The following is a 16,937-nucleotide window of genomic DNA, read 5'->3' on the forward strand; positions in this document are numbered from 1 at the left end:
CCATGAAATACGTAATCGGTATCGATCTGGGGACAAGTGCGGTAAAAATTTTACTCGTGAATCAATATGGCGAGGTCATCCAGGAAGTAGCTAAATCCTATTCATTGATCCATGTGAAAACAGGATACAGTGAACAAGACCCTGACACGTGGGTGGAACAGACAGTTGCAGGACTGGCCGAGCTACTGAAAAGCTTTGATGGAAACCCGGAAGATATTAAAGGAATCAGTTTTTCCGGGCAAATGCATGGACTTGTCCTGCTGGATGAAGAAAACCGTGTATTGCGTGAAGCCATCCTTTGGAATGATACGCGGACGACCGATCAGTGTCAGGCCATTTATGACACGGTCGGGGAAGAACGACTGTTGGAAATAACGAAAAACCCTGCATTGGAAGGATTCACTTTACCCAAAATCCTATGGGTGAAAGAGCATGAGCCTGAAGTATTTAAAAATACAGCGAAGTTCGTCCTTCCAAAGGATTACCTGAGATATAAACTGACTGGGGAATTACATATGGAATACTCCGATGCAGCCGGCACATTATTATTGAATGTCAGCGAGAAGGAATGGAGTAAAGAAATCTGTGAGATGCTTGGTCTTGATATCGGGCTATGCCCGACATTGGTCGAATCACATGCGGAAGTGGGCAGGATAACGGACGAAGTGGCAGAGCGCACAGGTCTAACCGTTTCCACCCGTGTATTTGCCGGAGGTGCAGACAATGCTTGCGGTGCCATTGGCGCTGGCATTTTAGAAGACGGAAAAACACTCTGCAGCATCGGCACTTCAGGAGTGATATTGTCCTATGAAGCAAGGGACGACAAAGATTTTCAAGGAAAAGTCCATTACTTTAATCATGGTGCACCTGATGCCTTCTACACGATGGGGGTAACCTTGGCCGCAGGCTATAGCCTCACTTGGTTTAAAGAAGTTTTTGCGAAAGGTGAATCATTTGAAACGTTATTGGCAGATGTAGGTTCTGTACCCGTCGGATCGAATGGACTTTTATTCACTCCGTACTTAGTGGGCGAAAGGACTCCGCATGCAGACGCGGCAATACGCGGAAGCTTCATTGGAATGGATGGCTCCCATCAGCGTAAAGACTTTGTACGGGCCGTGCTCGAAGGCATCACTTTCTCCTTGAATGAATCCATTGATATCTTCCGCAGAAGCGGAAAAAATATCGATACAATCATTTCGATTGGCGGAGGTGCCAAAAACGAAGCGTGGCTTCAAATGCAAGCGGATATATTTAATGCGAAAATTGTCAGGCAATCAAGTGAAGAAGGCCCAGGGATGGGGGCGGCCATGTTAGCGGCTTATGGCTGCGGCTGGTTCGACTCTTTAAAGGAATGTGCAACTCAATTCATAAAAGAAGAGAAACAGTATATGCCCATTAAAGAGAATGCGGAAAAGTATGAAGCCTTATTCCTGATTTACAAAGATATCTATGCACAAACAAAGAATTTGAATGAAAAACTATTGGAATATCGCAATTGATGGTTCATATGCATCATTGAAATATAATAGAAATATCCAATTATTGTCCCCTTTAAATGGAACGTGTAAAAAGACCACGAACGATCGTGGTATCAGAATGCAGACAAACTCGATGAAAATCGAGTTTGTCTGCATTTTTTTTATGGCTTGTACGATTTGGACGTTGATTTCAACTCCAGGCACTCGCTTTCCACGGGGTCTCCCATAGACGCACTTTCCCCGCAGGAGTCTCGAACACCCGCTCCAATCAACTTTGCAAACATGATAGGTATACGAGGAACAAGTTGATGGTTTCATTTGCCCAACGGGTGAGCTATTAACGCATTCAACAACCAATAAAGAGGGCTATCGCGAGTACAAATCGCCCAAACACATCTGTGCAGCCTGCTCATCTTTATCACGGTGTACAGAAAGCAAAGTTTATCAAAAAGTGGTGACACGGCATATCTGGCAAACATATGTGGAAGAAGCAGGTTATCTGGGTCATCATCAAGATGTAAAACCTGTCTATGCGAAACGTAAAGAAACGATTGAGCCTGTATTCGCAGATGTAAAAGAAAAGCATGGTATGCGTTGGACTACTTTAAGGGGACTTAAAAAATGGTCGATGCAGGCGAGGCTTACTTTCGCTGCCATGAATGTAAAGAAGATGGCCAATTGGACATGGCAAGGTCCAAAACTGACTTAACATAGTGGGCCCTTAGTGCCCCAATCTCTTAACTTCAGGCGAACATTCAAAGGGGATTTCAAAAGGGGGTTTTTTATCTATAATACTTTTCATGGAATCTGGTGCAAGATGAAACCTCATCCAATTTTATCCGTATAAGATAATATAAGGATATATCAGTTAGGGAATAGCGGTGTAAAATGAATAAAAACAGGTTCTGTTAATTGGACTTATAGGATTCTCTTTCTTTCTAAAGCTTGATCATATCTCATTGTACGGTGAATAGTGATCGGGATAGGCGGAGGGCTGATAATGTGAATCAGTTCAGTCCAGTCCTGTTTTCTAGTTGTACTTCCCAAAGGTCAATAAGGAAAACGCTATCGCCAATATCTTTATTTCCGATATGGATGGAGTAGATTTAAAGATGGGAAAAATGCATTTTAAGCGAAAATTAAAAATAGTACTTATGATTATTGGAACAGCATTAGGTTTCTATGTGTACTCGGCATTCTCTGAAAAATTGACAAAATCAACAGATTTGTCTGATGAATCCATCGGGGGATTTAAAGTTTTGGATAACATATCGAGTCCAGAATTTATTAGGGAATATGGAGAACCCATCGATCAAGATAATAATAATGCATATGATTATTATTATTGGAAAGGCGGGTTGAAAACGGCCTCTATCCATACAGAAGAGGATAAGGGGAAAATTATGCGGCTAATCATTTCAAGTACGGACGACGATCTATTTGATAACTCCCTAGAAACAAGTGAAGGTATTAAATTAGGAAGTAAGAAAGAGGACGTTCTTTCTAAGTATGGAGATCATTATTATAAAAGTTATGAACAGGGAGCGGATATTATCGGCTACGTTGACCATAAACGGAATATTACTTTAGAATTTTGGTGTGTTCAAGGTGGAAGGGTTGCGGAAATACGATTGGATGATGCAAAGGTCCTTTAATTTTTTTTCACGAGGGTCCTCGATTAAGGGGTTTGACCGTTTAGTCAATAAGAATGCGATAAGATATAATGTTTATAAAAAATTCCATCCATCACTATATCATTTAACCAATCATATTTGTTGGGATATATGCATAATTTACTAGTGAAATTGATGATACCCTGGTTCCTATATAGGATGTTCAGCATATGGTTTTATTCTATTAGTTTGCAATAAGTGTGTATCATGTTTTGCTATTTTAAAAGGGAATTAATTTCCGTTTTTTTTATAAGTTCATATTTAATGATATACGGTGCTGGGGCGTTTTATAGATCGGGAGGTGTAGGGGTTATGAACGAAAAGGGTTGCATGAAATGTGGAAGCAACGATGCTGCTAAGAAGGATGTGGCTATGACCGGAACGGGATTGTCAAAAATGTTCGACGTCCAGAATAATCAATTTACGGTTGTTTATTGCAAGCAGTGCGGTTATTCGGAGTTTTATAATAAGCAATCATCTGCAGGCAGTAATCTACTGGATCTATTCTTTGGATGATCACTGCACGAAAAGAATCTCCTTTTGCATGAAGAGGGGATTCTTGTTTTTTCATAATGTCAGCCCATTACCCGATGAATGGGTCTTGAACGACTTATGAAAATTCCTTTGCGACGGATGAAAGGTCTTTAGAAGACTTCATGACCCATCCATTCTTCCGGGAAAGCAGGTGTGAATCAATGATTTCAGATCAAATGTGGACGAATATCACACTCGTGACGGCATGCCCGGGAAATGGTAGTATGAATGTAAAAAATGATAATTCCATGAGGGGAAATTAAATGAATAAAATAGCACTTTTTCAACTTTCTCTAGCCATGACAATCTTTGGTTCTGTCGGTTTCTTTTCAGAACTATCAGGTCTTCCTGCATTGGAACTGGTTTTTGTTCGCTGCGTTTGTGCTGCCGTATTCTTATGTGCGGCATGGATGATTACCGGACATTTCAAGAACGAAATATGGAATGGCAGAGAGGTAAGGCTCATCATTTTCTGTGCGGTGACCAACTTGTTAAACTGGATATTCCTCTTTAAATCTTTCGAACTGATATCCGTGACCATTGCCATTTCGCTCTACCATTTAGCCCCGATCATTGTACTCATTATAGGGAGCTTCATCTTTAGGGAGAAAATGACTTTATTCTCCATACTGGCCATTTCACTTTGCTTCATTGGCACATTATTCATTATGGGAACAGATGGATTCCAATCATCAACTCCTGAATGGGAAGGCATCATGTATGGAATCATTGCGGCATTTTTCTATGCGGCAACCATGCTTTTAGGAAAGAGCATTACAAAGACCAGTGTTTATGCGACCACTTTTCTGCAAATGTTCATTGGCTTTTTATTATTGATTCCTTTTGTCGATTTTTCAGTCTACACAATGCTAAAAGCTTCCGAATGGTTTTATACGGTACTTACTGGCATCGTTCATACAGGTGTCGTGTATCTTCTATTCTTTAATAGCATTCGCCATTTGCCAACACATGTAGTATCTTTCATGATTTTTGTAGATCCGGCAGTTGCCATCCTTTTGGATATTCTGCTATCAGGATTTCAACCGGACAGAATTCAAATCTTGGGTATTTCATTGATATTCATTGGGGTGGTCTATTCACTTAAGACGACAAGACCGACTGAAAATGATGTCATGCAGAAAAGGCCGCACACAATGTGAGGCCTTTTCCCTGTTTGTTTTTTCTATTAACCTATTGATTAAAATGATAGACATCCCAAATGTCTGGGGTTTCTGATCCAATGTACCAAGCAGATACACCGCCTAGATGATTATGTTTCACCAGGTCAATCCGGAGCTTCATCGACTTTTTATCTTCTATCCATATTTGATGCTTTTTCCCTTTGGAAGTATACTCCACGTAATTTTGTGAGGTCTTTTTATCCCATACCTTTTTAAGCCCATGAGATGAAATTATTTTGTTGACATCAGCCATGGTACGGTCATGACTTTTCACTTTATTGCTAGATAAATCGGTTACCCATTCTCTCGTATAAAATGGTACAGCCAATATGATCTTATGAGCAGGTACTTCTTTCATTAAAAGCTTCGTTCCTTCTTTGATCCAAGGTAACGAAGAAACGGAACCGGCTACTGGGCTCCCTCCCCAATGTTCATCATAACCCATTATGATTATATAATCTGCTATTTTGCCAAGTGCTTTCCTATCTAGACTTTTTGACCAAAAAGGGTCGTCATTTTCTCGGGTGACATCCACAGATACTTTAATTTCATGTGGTTTTAGTGCCTTTTTTAGTTCGCCTACAAAAAGTACAAAGTCCTTCTTATTTTTTGGATCGATGTTTTCAAAATCTACATTTATCCCATCACTTTTAGTTTTAACAAGTGAATCACGTAAAGCTGAAACTAATTTCTGGCGTTTTTTTGTACTGCCTAGTACAGAACCAGTTAAAACAGGGTCAAATTGATTACCGATAAGTTGCCAAACTTGTTTTCCTTGTTTATGAGCGTTTTGGACGAATTTTGCATCTACAGAAACGGAAACATAGTTACCGGTATCCGCCAGTGTATAGGAACGAGGAGAAACTACATTTAAATTGGGCTGTTTAATTTGTTGGGTGTAGTTTTCTTTCGATCCATTATGCGTCCAGCCCATGACGATAGGTTTTTGCGCCTTTTTTTGAAGTTGAGATTTCTTTATCCATCCCTTTTTTCCGTTTAGCAATTGAACTTGGTAGTAATAATCCGGAATCTTCAATTTTTGGCCAACTTGAAGGGAAACCGTGCGCAAGTTATTTAATTTCGTCAAATCACTTGTGGTTACCTTATATTTAGAAGAAATATTCCACAATGTATCGCCAGATACAACCTTATGTATCTTATATTTCTGGGGAATCTTCAGGCTTTGTCCAACAGTAATTTCGGAAGAAGTCAATTTATTTTCTTTTTGTAAGGCATCTACTGAAACTCCATATTGATTTGCTACTTTCCATAATGTGTTTCCAGACTTTACTTTATGAATAATGGGCCTCGCGGAATCCCCAACGACAGAAGAGATGACGGGAAACTCCTCACCCTTTTTTAAGGTCTGTATTAAAGTGGAACTTAATTTAGGAGAACTAAAAACTTTTGTATTGTCCACTTTAACAGAACCTATGTAGGGGGTTTTACTTGATGTATGACCATTGGCTGGAAAGAGACACATACAAAGAAGGCTTAATATAATAAAACATCCAAAGAATTTTTTCACAATTATTTTATTCCCCTTTGTAAAATATAACTTTACTAGTTTACTATGGAGAATAGCTATAAGACAGAGGTACATTGTGGAAAGGCCCGATATAGAAGAAAACAGGGATCTAAAAGGGTGGCTATTCTGCTGTTGCAGCAACACCCAGACTAAGGCAGGTCGAATTATTCCGTAGAATGACAATTAATTCGTTGGTTCCAGTCCATATATGGAGAAGGGGAGGCTTTAGATGTCACATTGCATTAAAGTTTTATGATTTTAACGTATTGGGTAAATAAACAGACTTTCAACCGCTTAAAAGAGCTTCCAAAGGATGTTTTCCATCAAGAAGTTCAAACAAAATGTGTTTTCATGGATATCGAGTGTGATGGCCCATGTGTATCTTTCCGATCTAGGGTGTGGGAAGGTCTTGTCCGGTAAAAGCATGAACCATGAATTGATGTTGGTTGAACAACTGAAAGAACAAACAGGGTCAAAGGAATGAGCGGAAATGGAGGCTATGTTTTTTGAGTTGTCCGAGCGATACGAATTTGTTGCTTTGCAAAAATGAAAATATGGATAAGCCTCTTATAATTGAGAATCCATCTGGCGTCCAAATGAAAATAAGTGCAGCCGAATCGGTATCCCATGTCGTGAATCATGGAACATATCACCGTGGCAATATCACAGCCATGTTACGTCAAATGGGTGATGATTCCACGACGGATGATGATCTTTATTAATTTTTAAAACTGTCTTACTTTCTCAAAAAAAAGACAGTCCTGTTCTTAGAATAAGGCTGCCTGTTATTTATGAAGAGAACGAAACCCTATACATCTGGACAGGTTGACCCATTTTTACTGGTTGGCCTTTTTACGTTTTCCGTTGAAAATGAATTGTACATGACATTTGTCATCTTCTAGTCATGACACCTGGTACTAATAATATCAGGTTGATTTCTTTATACTAAGGATAACGACAAATAAAGGAAGTGCAATTGAATAATGACCTTGCAAAATACGAAGAACTTGAGAAAACAAATTGCTCCTTTTGAACAATCAACGACAAAGCAAAGTATATGGCAGATCGTCAATACCTTGGGTCCATTCATCATTTTATGGTACCTAGCCTATATAAGTCTTTCCGTTTCTTATTGGTTAACTTTAATTCCAGCCGTGCTTGCTGCTGGCTTCTTGACAAGAATATTCATTATTTTCCATGATTGTACGCATCATTCATTTTTCAAAAGCCGCCGTGCGAATAGAGTAGTCGGGACGATCATGGGTGTTTTGACTTTATTCCCGTTTGATCAATGGGGGCATGAGCATTCTGTGCATCACGCGACAAGCGGTAATTTGGATAAGCGGGGTACAGGTGATATTTGGACCCTTACGGTGGATGAATATTTGGCTGCACCGCTTAAACTTCGTTTTGCCTATCGTTTTTATCGTAATCCATTGGTTATGTTTGGCTTGGGTCCAATTTATGTATTCCTTTTTAAAAATAGATTTAACCGCAAGGGTGCTAGAAAGAAGGAAAAAATGAATACGTATCTGACGAATGTATTGATCGTCGTTTTAGCGGCATTGCTTTGCCTGGCAGTTGGCTGGCAGTCGTTCCTTCTGGTACAAGGTTCCATTTTCTTGATTTCCGGGTCAGTGGGCATTTGGTTGTTTTACGTCCAGCACACATTTGAGGACTCCTATTTCGAAGAAAATGAAGAGTGGGAATATGTATTAGCAGCAGTGGAAGGCAGTTCTTTTTATAAGCTTCCGAAACTGATGCAGTTCCTTACTGGTAATATCGGTTACCATCATGTTCACCATTTAAGTCCAAGGGTACCTAACTATAAATTGGAAATGGCTCATAATAATACGCAGCCTTTAAAGAACGTTCCAACGATTACTCTTGCGACAAGCTTGCGCTCACTCCGTTTCCGTTTATGGGATGAGGAATCCAAGAATTTTGTTGGGTTTAAAGACATAAAATATATAACGAAAAAAAGCGTTTCCGCTCAAGTGAAATCTGAACTGTAACGTTCATGTATCTTTTAGACTCCCTTAATGATCCTTGGATTTGGGGGAGTCTTTGCTTCATATAAGGAACTCGATAAAGGAGAGAACTTAAAATGATTCGAATTGTCATTGCAGAGAATCAGCAAATGCTTTTAGAGGCAATAAGTTCTCTACTCAATCTTGAAGAAGATATAGAAATCGTCGGGCAAGCCAGTAATGGAGAAGAAGCGATGGCGCTTGTACAGCAATTGCAGCCTGATGTTTGTATCATGGATATGGAGATGCCTGTAATGAGCGGACTTGAGGCTGCGGAATCTTTAATGTCATTTGAATGCAAAGTGGTCATTTTAACGACATTTCGAAGGACTGGTTATTTTCAACTCGCGTTAAAAGCTAATGTAAGTGGTTATTTATTGAAGGATAGCCCAGGTGAAGAGTTAGCCTGCTCGATTCGCAGCATAATGGATGGCAAGCGAATATACTCCCCAGAACTTATAGATGAGCCTTCCGGTAATAATGTCCGGGAAATGGGAGTGTTAGGGCTTTTAGCCGATGGTCAATCCAAAATTGAACCATCTGATCAGCAAAGCGATACAATAGGGACAGTAAGGAAATATTTTTCGACAATCAAGGATAAGATGAAGTTGCCCACTGGGTAGGAATTGTTTCTTAAATCCTGTTGACACGTTTTTTTAAATTGTGTACGATGGATTAAATTATAATATTGAAAATTCCGTGATGAAGAGAGTAGTTCATTTTGAAATGGAAAGCGAGTTAGGGATGGTGGAAGCCTAATGCAGGACAGATGAATGAAGCGCACTTTGGAGAAATTTCTTGAAACGTTTAGTAGGGAACATCGGGGAGTCACCTCGTTAATAATGGAAAGTGGTCACAATTTGTGGCAACTAGAGTGGTACCACGGGAATTCATGCTCTCGTCTCTTATTTAGAGACGGGGGCTTTTTTGTTTAGGAGGGAAAATGACGATGAATAAACCAATTGCAGAATTGATTTCAACTGCTTTGAACAATGAAATGCCAGCAAGTGAAATAGAAAAATTAATGGAAAAGCCAAAATTGATGGAGTTAGGTGATGTCGCCTTTCCTTGCTTTACTCTTGCGAAAAAATTCAAAAAATCGCCTCAGGTGATTGCGTCTGAAATAGCCCAACAATTAAACAGTAAGTTGATCCAAGAAGTGAACGTAGTGGGTGGATATCTGAATATCTTCGTCAATCAACAAATGGTGACGGAAAACGTGCTGCAAACGATATTAAGGGAAAAGGATCAGTATGGTTCGATGAAGCCTGTACAGGAAAATGTCGTGATTGATTATTCCTCCCCGAATATTGCCAAGCCTTTTTCCATGGGGCACTTACGTTCAACGGTCATAGGGAATGCGCTGGCTAATATTGCCGAAAAAAATGGTTACAATGCCGTGCGTATCAATCATTTAGGAGATTGGGGCACGCAATTCGGTAAGTTGATTGTCGCGTATAAGCTGTGGGGAGACAAAGAGGCAATCGAAGCTTCGCCGATTGAGGAATTATTGAAAATCTATGTGAAGTTCCATGAAAGAGCTGAAACGAATGAATCGTTGAATGAACAAGCACGCGCAAGCTTCAAGTCGCTAGAAGATGGGGACGAGGAAGCACTGGCATTGTGGAAATGGTTCAGGGATGCGTCTCTAAAGGAATTTGGGGCGATTTATGATGTATTGGGCATCCGTTTTGATTCCTATGCCGGCGAAGCGTTTTACAATGACAAAATGGATACTGTGGTCGGGGAACTAAAAGAAAAAGGCTTACTTACCTTATCCGAAGGTGCCTATGTCGTTCAATTGGAAGATATGCCTCCTTGTCTGATTACGAAAACGGATGGTGCGACACTTTATGCCACGCGTGATTTAGCTGCTGCCATGTATCGTAAAAAACAGTATGAGGCGAAGAAAACATTTTATGTTGTCGGAAACGAACAATCCCTGCACTTTAAGCAACTCTTTAACGTCATTGGAAAAATGGGGTATGATTGGTCAAAAGATCTCCAGCATGTAGCATTTGGCATGATGTTAAAAGACGGTAAGAAAATGTCGACACGTAAAGGAAAAGTTGTGCTGCTTGCGGATGTATTGGCAGAGGCGATCGAAACTGCGAAGCGCAATATCGAAGAGAAAAACCAAGCGCTTGAACAGAAAGAGCTAGTTGCAAGACAGGTTGGTGTCGGAGCGGTAATCTTTAATGATTTAAAAAATAACCGCATGAACGATATCGATTTTTCATTAGAGCAAATGATGAATTTTGAGGGAGAAACGGGTCCATATGTACAATATACATTTGCGCGAATTTCCTCATTGCTTGAAAAAGGGGAATTTAAAGAGCTAGCCATCCAGTATGCCGCCTTAGGAGAATATGCGTGGTCAGTCATCCAGCTGCTGGAGCAATACCCGATCATTGTCCAAAAATCATTTGAACAAGCCGATCCATCACAAATCGCGAAATTCAGCTTGCAGTTATCGCGTGCATTCAATAAGTATTATGCACATACGAAAATATTAGTTGAAGATGAATGGAAACAAATGAAGCTCTCATTCGCTTTTTCCGTAGCGATTGTTTTAAAGGATGCGCTAAGTTTATTGGGAATTTCGGCGCCGAATAAAATGTAAGTTTAAATATCCTTGCAAATACAGGAATCCATTTTGATCTATCAAAATGGATTCCTTAAAATAAAATGGAAGCAAAAATGCCTACTCGATGACATCGAACCATAAGGGGTATCTATCCATCAAATTCACAGTCGAAATGATCGTGATTTCCTTGCCAGCCTTCATGTCTTTATGTGCATAAAAGTCCATCGTTAGTCGCATTCATAGTGTATCTAAGGCAACCCTGGGGCAGTGATAGTACTTTATTCTCCATATGCTTCATGGTAAATGTGTTTCCAATGTTTCAACCAAAAGGGTTTATTCAGGAACCGGACGAGGAAGCTCTTGTTTCAAAAGCAGGCGGGCCCTGCTATTAAAAGATGTGGAAATAATATGAATAAAATGGATTGACATTCATTGGCAATGTGTTAATATTTATAAAAATGGAACCGGTTCCAAAATTCGCGAATGGATGAATGAAATGGTTAAACAAGAAAACGCAAAAGTTACAATTTACGATGTTGCTAGAGAAGCAGGTGTTTCAAAAACCTCCGTTTCCCGGTATTTAGGGGGGAGATATGATGAACTCTCTGACAAAACCCGTAAGAAGATCGAGCTGGCGATCAACAAAATGGAGTACCGCCCAAATACGATGGCAAGAGGGCTCAAAAGCAATAAGAGTTATTTGATTGGAATCATCGTGGCGGATATCAACAATCCATATACGACGGCCATCCTTCGGGGGGCTGAAGATATATGCAGCCAGAATGGATATAATCTGATGATTTGCAATTCGGATAATAACCCCGAGAAGGAAAGAGGCTATTTCGATATGCTTTTATCCCATCGCATCGACGGGCTTATCATTCATACGACTGGCGGAAATCACGACATGCTAAAACAGATGCAAGAGCAAAAGACCCCGATCATCCTTTTGGATCGGAAAGTGCCAGATCTTGAAATCGATACAGTAGGATTGGATAATTTCCAGGCTACTTCACAAGCGGTCAATTATTTAGTTGGCCAAAATTATGAGAGAATTGCGTTTTTCAGCGAACCTGCAAGCAAGGTCAGTACCAGGTATGAACGTCGGTTATCCTTTCAGCAAACGCTGATGAGCCACAGTCATCCGAGTTCAGGTGATGTTTATGAGGTCAATGTCGACGATTTAAAAGATGTCGATTCCAAGCTCCAGCATTTTTTAGATGACTCAAAAGGCGCATCAAGAGCTATATTGACAGCAAATAGCGTCGTGCTATTAAAATTAATTTTACTTTTACAACAAAAGGAACTGTCGGTCCCGGAAGATTTAGCCATGATGGGATTTGATAATCCGGATTGGAGCACCATTGTTTATTCGGGCATTACAACGATTGAACAGCCCACATACCAAATCGGGGTGGCTGCTATGGAAATGATCCTGCGACGCATTGACGGACAAGTTTCCCCAGCACAGACAATGGCGTATCAAGCGAAATTGAATGTAAGGCAAACGACGCCTTTTATAAAGGAATAAGTCTTCTAAGCATGGAAGACTTTATTCATAAATGAAATGGTACCGGTACCATTTTCGGTGAAACATATCCATAAGGAGGAAGGATAAACGATGAAAGTCTTTGTATGCATGAATTCAATACCACTGGAATTGCTTCAAACGCTCGGGCATCTTGAAATCATAAAAGCGGCAGCGGCTGCCGGAGCTGATGGAATCGAAATTCGAAGGGAGCTATTGGGCCCGGATGATATGTTGGAAGAATTGGGTGCCTTATGCAGGGAACTTACCTTGGACATTTATTATTCCGCTCCAGATTTCCTGATCGGCCCAAACTATCAAATGAATGAAATAGGTTTTAAACGCTTGGCAAGGGAAGCGGGGGAATTGGGAGCGGAATTGCTGAAGATGCCTCTAGGAAACTACGATTTCATTGAAACGGATATGTTTCGAATGAATGAGGTCTTGCTGGAAAATGTGCAAAACCGTGAATTAAAGATCACCATCGAGAACGATCAAACGCTTGGTGGCGGAAATGTAAATCGGATCGCTCATTTCCTGAGTCGCTCCGAAAAGTTGGATATCCCGATTAGATTGACATTTGATACGGGCAACTGGCTGTATACAGGAGAAGTTCCGATGAAGGCTGCGAAAGATTTAGCGGGATATGTGGACTATATACATTTGAAGCAAGTGAAGCGGGAGAAGGAAGAATGGGTGACAGAGCCGATATCTTTACCGCTTCAGCCTGAAGTAATAGAGTTATTGGAACGTTTCAGCGGTACATGCCCAAGAGCGATAGAATTCCCGGTAACCCTGAAAAATGTAGAAACCTATATTTCACACATGAAAATGGAGCGGGGTGTTAGCCATGAGCGAGCTTAAGGTATTGACGATGGGAGAGGCCATGGCGATGTTCATAGCGGATGAGCCCGGGAATCTTGAAGACTGCTTTAGTTATAAACGTTATGTGGCGGGGGCGGAAACGAATGTAGCGATCGGCCTGTCAAGGTTAGGGATCAAAACTGCATGGATGAGCAAAGTGGGGGATGATTCGTTCGGGCACATGATTATGAAAACGCTCACAAATGAGGGGGTGGATGTCTCCAATGTTTTGGTGGATCCACTTTATCCAACTGGATTCCAGTTAAAATCGAAAGTCGAACAAGGAGATCCGGTCGTTGAATACTTTAGGAAGAATTCAAGCGCCAGTAAGATGTCCCTGGAGGATTTTCCCCTGGAGAAGCTCCCTTCTACTCAGCATCTGCATTTAACCGGGATACCCCCGGCCATTTCCGGCAGTTTCAGAAAGCTGTCGTGGGAAGTACTGAATCATATGAAACAAAAGGGTGTAACCGTTTCATTCGATCCGAATCTTCGTCCCTCACTCTGGCCGGATGAAAGGGAGATGATCAATATTGTCAATATGTTTGCGGAAAAGGCGGATTGGCTGCTTCCCGGAATGCAGGAAGGTGAAATCCTTACAGGATACAGCAACAAGGAGGATATCGCCAGTTACTACCTCGAACTCGGTGTTAAGCTTGTGGTGATTAAACTTGGGGAAGAAGGAGCGTACTTTGCGACCCAAAATGAAAGGAAGGAGGTACCGGGTTTTATCGTAACGGAAGTCGTGGATACCGTAGGGGCAGGAGACGGGTTTGCTGTCGGGGTAATAAGCGCTTTACTGGAAGGGGCAACGCATGAAGAAGCAGTTTTACGCGGAAATGCGATAGGGGCCAAGGCCGTGATGTCTTCCGGAGATCACGAAGGCCTTCCTAATATGGAAGAGCTAGAACACTTTATGAAAAAAGGAGTGCTTCAATCATGTCTCAATTACAAGTAGCTTCGCGAAAAAGGTGGATGAGATTGATCCCCCTAGTTTTCATCACTTACAGCCTTGCCTATCTCGACCGTGCCAATTATGGGTTTGGCGTAGCGGGAGGAATGGGGGAAGACCTTAATATCACAGCCGGGGTATCTTCCTTTCTGGCCGCGCTGTTTTTCCTTGGTTATTTTTTCTTTCAAGTTCCAGGTGCACATTACGCAGAAAAGAAAAGTGCCAAGATCCTGATTTTTTGGAGTTTGATTCTCTGGGGAGGTCTGGCCACATTAACGGGGATGGCGACAAGTGTGGCATGGCTCTATCCGATTCGCTTCCTGCTTGGTGTTGTTGAAAGCGCTGTTATGCCTGCGATGCTCGTTTTCCTTAGCCACTGGTTCCTAAAAGAAGAACGTTCCCGGGCCAACACCTTTTTGATTCTGGGGAATCCCGTTACTGTATTGTGGATGTCGATCCTTTCCGGCTACCTATTGAAGGCATTCGACTGGAGATGGCTGTTCATCATTGAAGGACTCCCGGCTGTGCTTTGGGCGTTCATCTGGTATAAGCTCGTCAATGACCGTCCCAAAGATGCCAAGTGGCTTACAGATCAGGAAAAGCAAGATATGGAAGCGACCCTCCAGAAAGAACAGGCTGCATTAAAACCTGTGAAAAATTATAGGGAAGCTTTTAAGTCGAAGCAGGTCATCGTGCTCAGTATCCAATACTTCATGTGGAGCATCGGGGTTTATGGGTTCGTCATGTGGCTGCCATCCATTATTAAACAGGCGTCGAACATGGATATAGTGGCGACGGGCTGGCTTTCATCCGGACCTTATTTGTTAGCGGTCATTTCGATGCTGGCACTATCTTATTATTCGGATAAAACATTAAATCGGAAAACGTTCGTTTGGACATCGCTGCTTGTGGGAGCAATCGCATTCTTCGGGTCCTTCATGCTCGGCACATCGAATTTCTGGCTTTCATATGCCCTGTTGGTCATTGCAGGCGGTGCGATGTATGCACCGTATGGACCGTTCTTTGCCATCATTCCTGAAATCCTTCCGAGGAATGTGGCTGGCGGGGCAATGGCCCTGATCAATAGCATGGGGGCGCTTGGCTCATTTGTAGGTGCCTATTTCGTTGGATATTTAAACGGACTGACCGGCGGGCCTGGAGCATCCTATATTTTCATGGCGGGATCTTTATTGATTTCAGCGTTACTCACATTGATGGTTAAAAAGCCCGCGGTTACGTCAGTCAAGCAACTGGAGGTGGTTTCGTCTTGAAGATTCAGCTGGCATTGGATCGTATGAATATGGAGGAAGCCATTGAAATGGCAAGAAACGTGGAAGCCTCGATTGATTGGATTGAGGTAGGGACTTCCCTGATTAAAGAGTTCGGAGTGAATAGCATCAAAGAAATGAAAAACCACTTTCCGGATAAAAAAATTGTTGCCGACATGAAGACGATGGACAATGCGGCTTATGAAATGGATCTTTGTTTTCAAAGCGGTGCTGATGTAGCTACGGTAATGGGGGCTGCATCGGATGTAACCATCGGAAAATGTTTGGAAAAAGCGTGTGAATACAAGAGGCAGATCATGATTGATTTGTTGAATGTATCGGATTCCCGGCTTGAGCAATTACGGACTTACAATCAGGCGATATTCTGTGAGCATGTAAGCAAGGACAGCCAGGAGAATTCGGGTCATGCCATGATCGATATGAGAAATCATGCGGGGTCCTTAAGAGCGGCAGCAGGAGGGATCACTCTTTCATCCTTGCCTGTAATGATCAGGAAGGGGCTTGATGTTATCATCATTGGCTCGGCGATTACAAAAGCAAAGTATCCAGCAGAAGCTGCCCGTCTATTTAAGGAAACGGTGAATGGGGAGAAAGGTGTGAAGGAAGTTTGAAAAAGGAATTGGCGGTTATTTTAGAAGAAATGCACGGTGTATTTCACAAAATGGACGGAGGGGCAACGGATGCGCTCCTGAAAAATCTACGGCCGGACACCAGGATCTTCATCGTGGGTGAAGGCAGATCGGGCTTCATGGCCAAAGCCTTTGCGATGAGATTGATGCATCTTGGCCTAAACGTCTATGCAGTCGGGGAAACGATTACTCCATCTATTGCGAAAGGCGATCTGATTATAGCCATTAGCGGGAGTGGCTCGACCAAAAGTGTGATATCGGTTGCGGCAAAAGGCAGGGAAGTGGAATGCAAGGTATTTTCGATCACGACGAATGACCAATCGGATTTAGCCAATGTTTCTCATGAGGTCTTGGTGGTTCCGGCTGCAACGAAAAATCGCTTGGACCATGAAACGAAAAGCGTTCAGCCGTTAAGTTCATTGTTTGATCAATGTGTACATGTTTTATGTGATGCAGTATGCTTGGACTATTCATTAACCGAGTCCATAAGCCACGAGCTTACTTATTCCAAACATAGTAATGTAGAGTGAAATATGGCGGGCTCCTTCAGCGGGGGACCCGCCTTTTTTGAAACGAAAAATGCCTTTATTCCCAAACGGGAATAAAGGCATTTACCGTGACATGTCACGGGGATAATAAATTAATAAGCCAGGCTGAACAG

14 protein-coding genes, 2 pseudogenes and 1 other annotated feature are annotated in these 16,937 nt (G+C 41.7%); of the genes and pseudogenes, 15 read left to right on the forward strand and 1 reads right to left on the reverse strand.

The features are described 5' to 3' along the window. The first annotated feature begins 2 nt into the window (after positions 1-2). From xylB to IOC57_RS19965, 5 genes and pseudogenes are all read left to right on the forward strand, one after another. The gene (xylB, locus tag IOC57_RS19945) at positions 3-1,502 is read left to right on the forward strand and encodes a xylulokinase (RefSeq protein WP_207440332.1); all 1,500 of its coding nucleotides are present in this window, start codon (positions 3-5) and stop codon (positions 1,500-1,502) included. 271 nt (positions 1,503-1,773) lie between these two features. Next, a pseudogene (locus IOC57_RS19950) lies at positions 1,774-2,190 on the forward strand (transposase); the annotation flags it as partial. Between the two features lie 403 nt (positions 2,191-2,593). Next, positions 2,594-3,136, forward strand: a complete 543-nt coding sequence (locus tag IOC57_RS19955; protein ID WP_286185066.1) for a hypothetical protein — start codon at positions 2,594-2,596, stop codon at positions 3,134-3,136. A 330-nt stretch (positions 3,137-3,466) separates the two neighbouring features. Next, positions 3,467-3,670 (forward strand): zinc ribbon domain-containing protein, encoded by a 204-nt coding sequence (locus tag IOC57_RS19960; RefSeq protein WP_207440333.1) that lies wholly within the window; start codon positions 3,467-3,469, stop codon positions 3,668-3,670. 281 nt (positions 3,671-3,951) lie between these two features. After that, positions 3,952-4,848 (forward strand): DMT family transporter, encoded by an 897-nt coding sequence (locus IOC57_RS19965; protein ID WP_207440334.1) that lies wholly within the window; start codon positions 3,952-3,954, stop codon positions 4,846-4,848. 31 nt (positions 4,849-4,879) lie between these two features. Here IOC57_RS19965 and IOC57_RS19970 read toward each other — a convergent pair whose 3' ends face one another. Continuing rightward, positions 4,880-6,289 carry a LysM peptidoglycan-binding domain-containing protein gene (locus tag IOC57_RS19970; protein ID WP_309487739.1) on the reverse strand — a complete coding sequence of 470 codons (1,410 nt, stop codon included), beginning with the start codon at positions 6,287-6,289 and terminating at the stop codon, positions 4,880-4,882. 284 nt (positions 6,290-6,573) lie between these two features. Here IOC57_RS19970 and IOC57_RS19975 point away from each other — a divergent pair. From IOC57_RS19975 to hxlB, 10 genes and pseudogenes are all read left to right on the forward strand, one after another. Further along, positions 6,574-7,119, forward strand: a pseudogene (locus IOC57_RS19975) (DinB family protein). Positions 7,120-7,380: 261 nt separating this feature from the next. Then, entirely contained in the window at positions 7,381-8,412 is a 1,032-nt protein-coding gene (gene desA, locus IOC57_RS19980; RefSeq protein WP_207440335.1) for a Delta(5) desaturase DesA, read from the forward strand. A gap of 92 nt (positions 8,413-8,504) precedes the next feature. Continuing rightward, on the forward strand, positions 8,505-9,050 hold the full coding sequence (locus tag IOC57_RS19985) for a response regulator (protein ID WP_207440336.1): 546 nt from the start codon (positions 8,505-8,507) through the stop codon (positions 9,048-9,050). Between the two features lie 67 nt (positions 9,051-9,117). Continuing rightward, positions 9,118-9,336: a binding site (T-box leader), on the forward strand. A gap of 34 nt (positions 9,337-9,370) precedes the next feature. After that, positions 9,371-11,050, forward strand: a complete 1,680-nt coding sequence (gene argS / locus IOC57_RS19990; protein WP_396020868.1) for an arginine--tRNA ligase — start codon at positions 9,371-9,373, stop codon at positions 11,048-11,050. A 460-nt stretch (positions 11,051-11,510) separates the two neighbouring features. Continuing rightward, positions 11,511-12,545 carry a LacI family DNA-binding transcriptional regulator gene (locus tag IOC57_RS19995; RefSeq protein WP_207440338.1) on the forward strand — a complete coding sequence of 345 codons (1,035 nt, stop codon included), beginning with the start codon at positions 11,511-11,513 and terminating at the stop codon, positions 12,543-12,545. 90 nt (positions 12,546-12,635) lie between these two features. Then, complete coding sequence (locus IOC57_RS20000) at positions 12,636-13,406, forward strand: sugar phosphate isomerase/epimerase family protein (protein WP_207440339.1); 771 nt, start codon at positions 12,636-12,638, stop codon at positions 13,404-13,406. Further along, the gene (locus IOC57_RS20005) at positions 13,393-14,364 is read left to right on the forward strand and encodes a sugar kinase (RefSeq protein WP_207440340.1); all 972 of its coding nucleotides are present in this window, start codon (positions 13,393-13,395) and stop codon (positions 14,362-14,364) included. Before IOC57_RS20000 ends, IOC57_RS20005 begins: the two co-directional genes overlap by 14 nt. Beyond that, positions 14,346-15,629: an MFS transporter gene (locus IOC57_RS20010; protein WP_207440341.1), complete on the forward strand. Its 1,284-nt coding sequence runs from the start codon at positions 14,346-14,348 to the stop codon at positions 15,627-15,629. The genes IOC57_RS20005 and IOC57_RS20010 overlap by 19 nt, the downstream gene beginning before the upstream one ends. After that, positions 15,626-16,258, forward strand: a complete 633-nt coding sequence (gene hxlA / locus IOC57_RS20015) for a 3-hexulose-6-phosphate synthase (protein ID WP_207440342.1) — start codon at positions 15,626-15,628, stop codon at positions 16,256-16,258. The genes IOC57_RS20010 and hxlA overlap by 4 nt, the downstream gene beginning before the upstream one ends. Next, positions 16,255-16,806, forward strand: coding sequence for a 6-phospho-3-hexuloisomerase (gene hxlB, locus IOC57_RS20020; protein WP_286185067.1), 552 nt, complete (start codon positions 16,255-16,257; stop codon positions 16,804-16,806). Before hxlA ends, hxlB begins: the two co-directional genes overlap by 4 nt. The last annotated feature ends 131 nt before the right edge of the window (positions 16,807-16,937 follow it).

Source organism: Bacillus sp. SD075 (genome assembly GCF_017355165.1).
In the GTDB taxonomy this organism is placed as follows: Bacteria; Bacillota; Bacilli; order Bacillales; family DSM-1321; genus Peribacillus.

Excerpts from the sequence above, each read along its gene's own strand:
- IOC57_RS20000 (WP_207440339.1), top strand. The coding sequence starts at position 12,636 with ATGAAAGTCTTTGTATGCATGAATTCAATACCACTGGAATTGCTTCAA.
- desA (WP_207440335.1), top strand. The coding sequence starts at position 7,381 with ATGACCTTGCAAAATACGAAGAACTTGAGAAAACAAATTGCTCCTTTT.
- argS (WP_396020868.1), top strand. The coding sequence starts at position 9,371 with ATGACGATGAATAAACCAATTGCAGAATTGATTTCAACTGCTTTGAAC.
- IOC57_RS19960 (WP_207440333.1), top strand. The coding sequence starts at position 3,467 with ATGAACGAAAAGGGTTGCATGAAATGTGGAAGCAACGATGCTGCTAAG.
- IOC57_RS20005 (WP_207440340.1), top strand. The coding sequence starts at position 13,393 with ATGAGCGAGCTTAAGGTATTGACGATGGGAGAGGCCATGGCGATGTTC.
- IOC57_RS20010 (WP_207440341.1), top strand. The coding sequence starts at position 14,346 with ATGTCTCAATTACAAGTAGCTTCGCGAAAAAGGTGGATGAGATTGATC.
- IOC57_RS19965 (WP_207440334.1), top strand. The coding sequence starts at position 3,952 with ATGAATAAAATAGCACTTTTTCAACTTTCTCTAGCCATGACAATCTTT.
- xylB (WP_207440332.1), top strand. The coding sequence starts at position 3 with ATGAAATACGTAATCGGTATCGATCTGGGGACAAGTGCGGTAAAAATT.
- IOC57_RS19995 (WP_207440338.1), top strand. The coding sequence starts at position 11,511 with ATGGTTAAACAAGAAAACGCAAAAGTTACAATTTACGATGTTGCTAGA.
- IOC57_RS19955 (WP_286185066.1), top strand. The coding sequence starts at position 2,594 with ATGGGAAAAATGCATTTTAAGCGAAAATTAAAAATAGTACTTATGATT.
- IOC57_RS19985 (WP_207440336.1), top strand. The coding sequence starts at position 8,505 with ATGATTCGAATTGTCATTGCAGAGAATCAGCAAATGCTTTTAGAGGCA.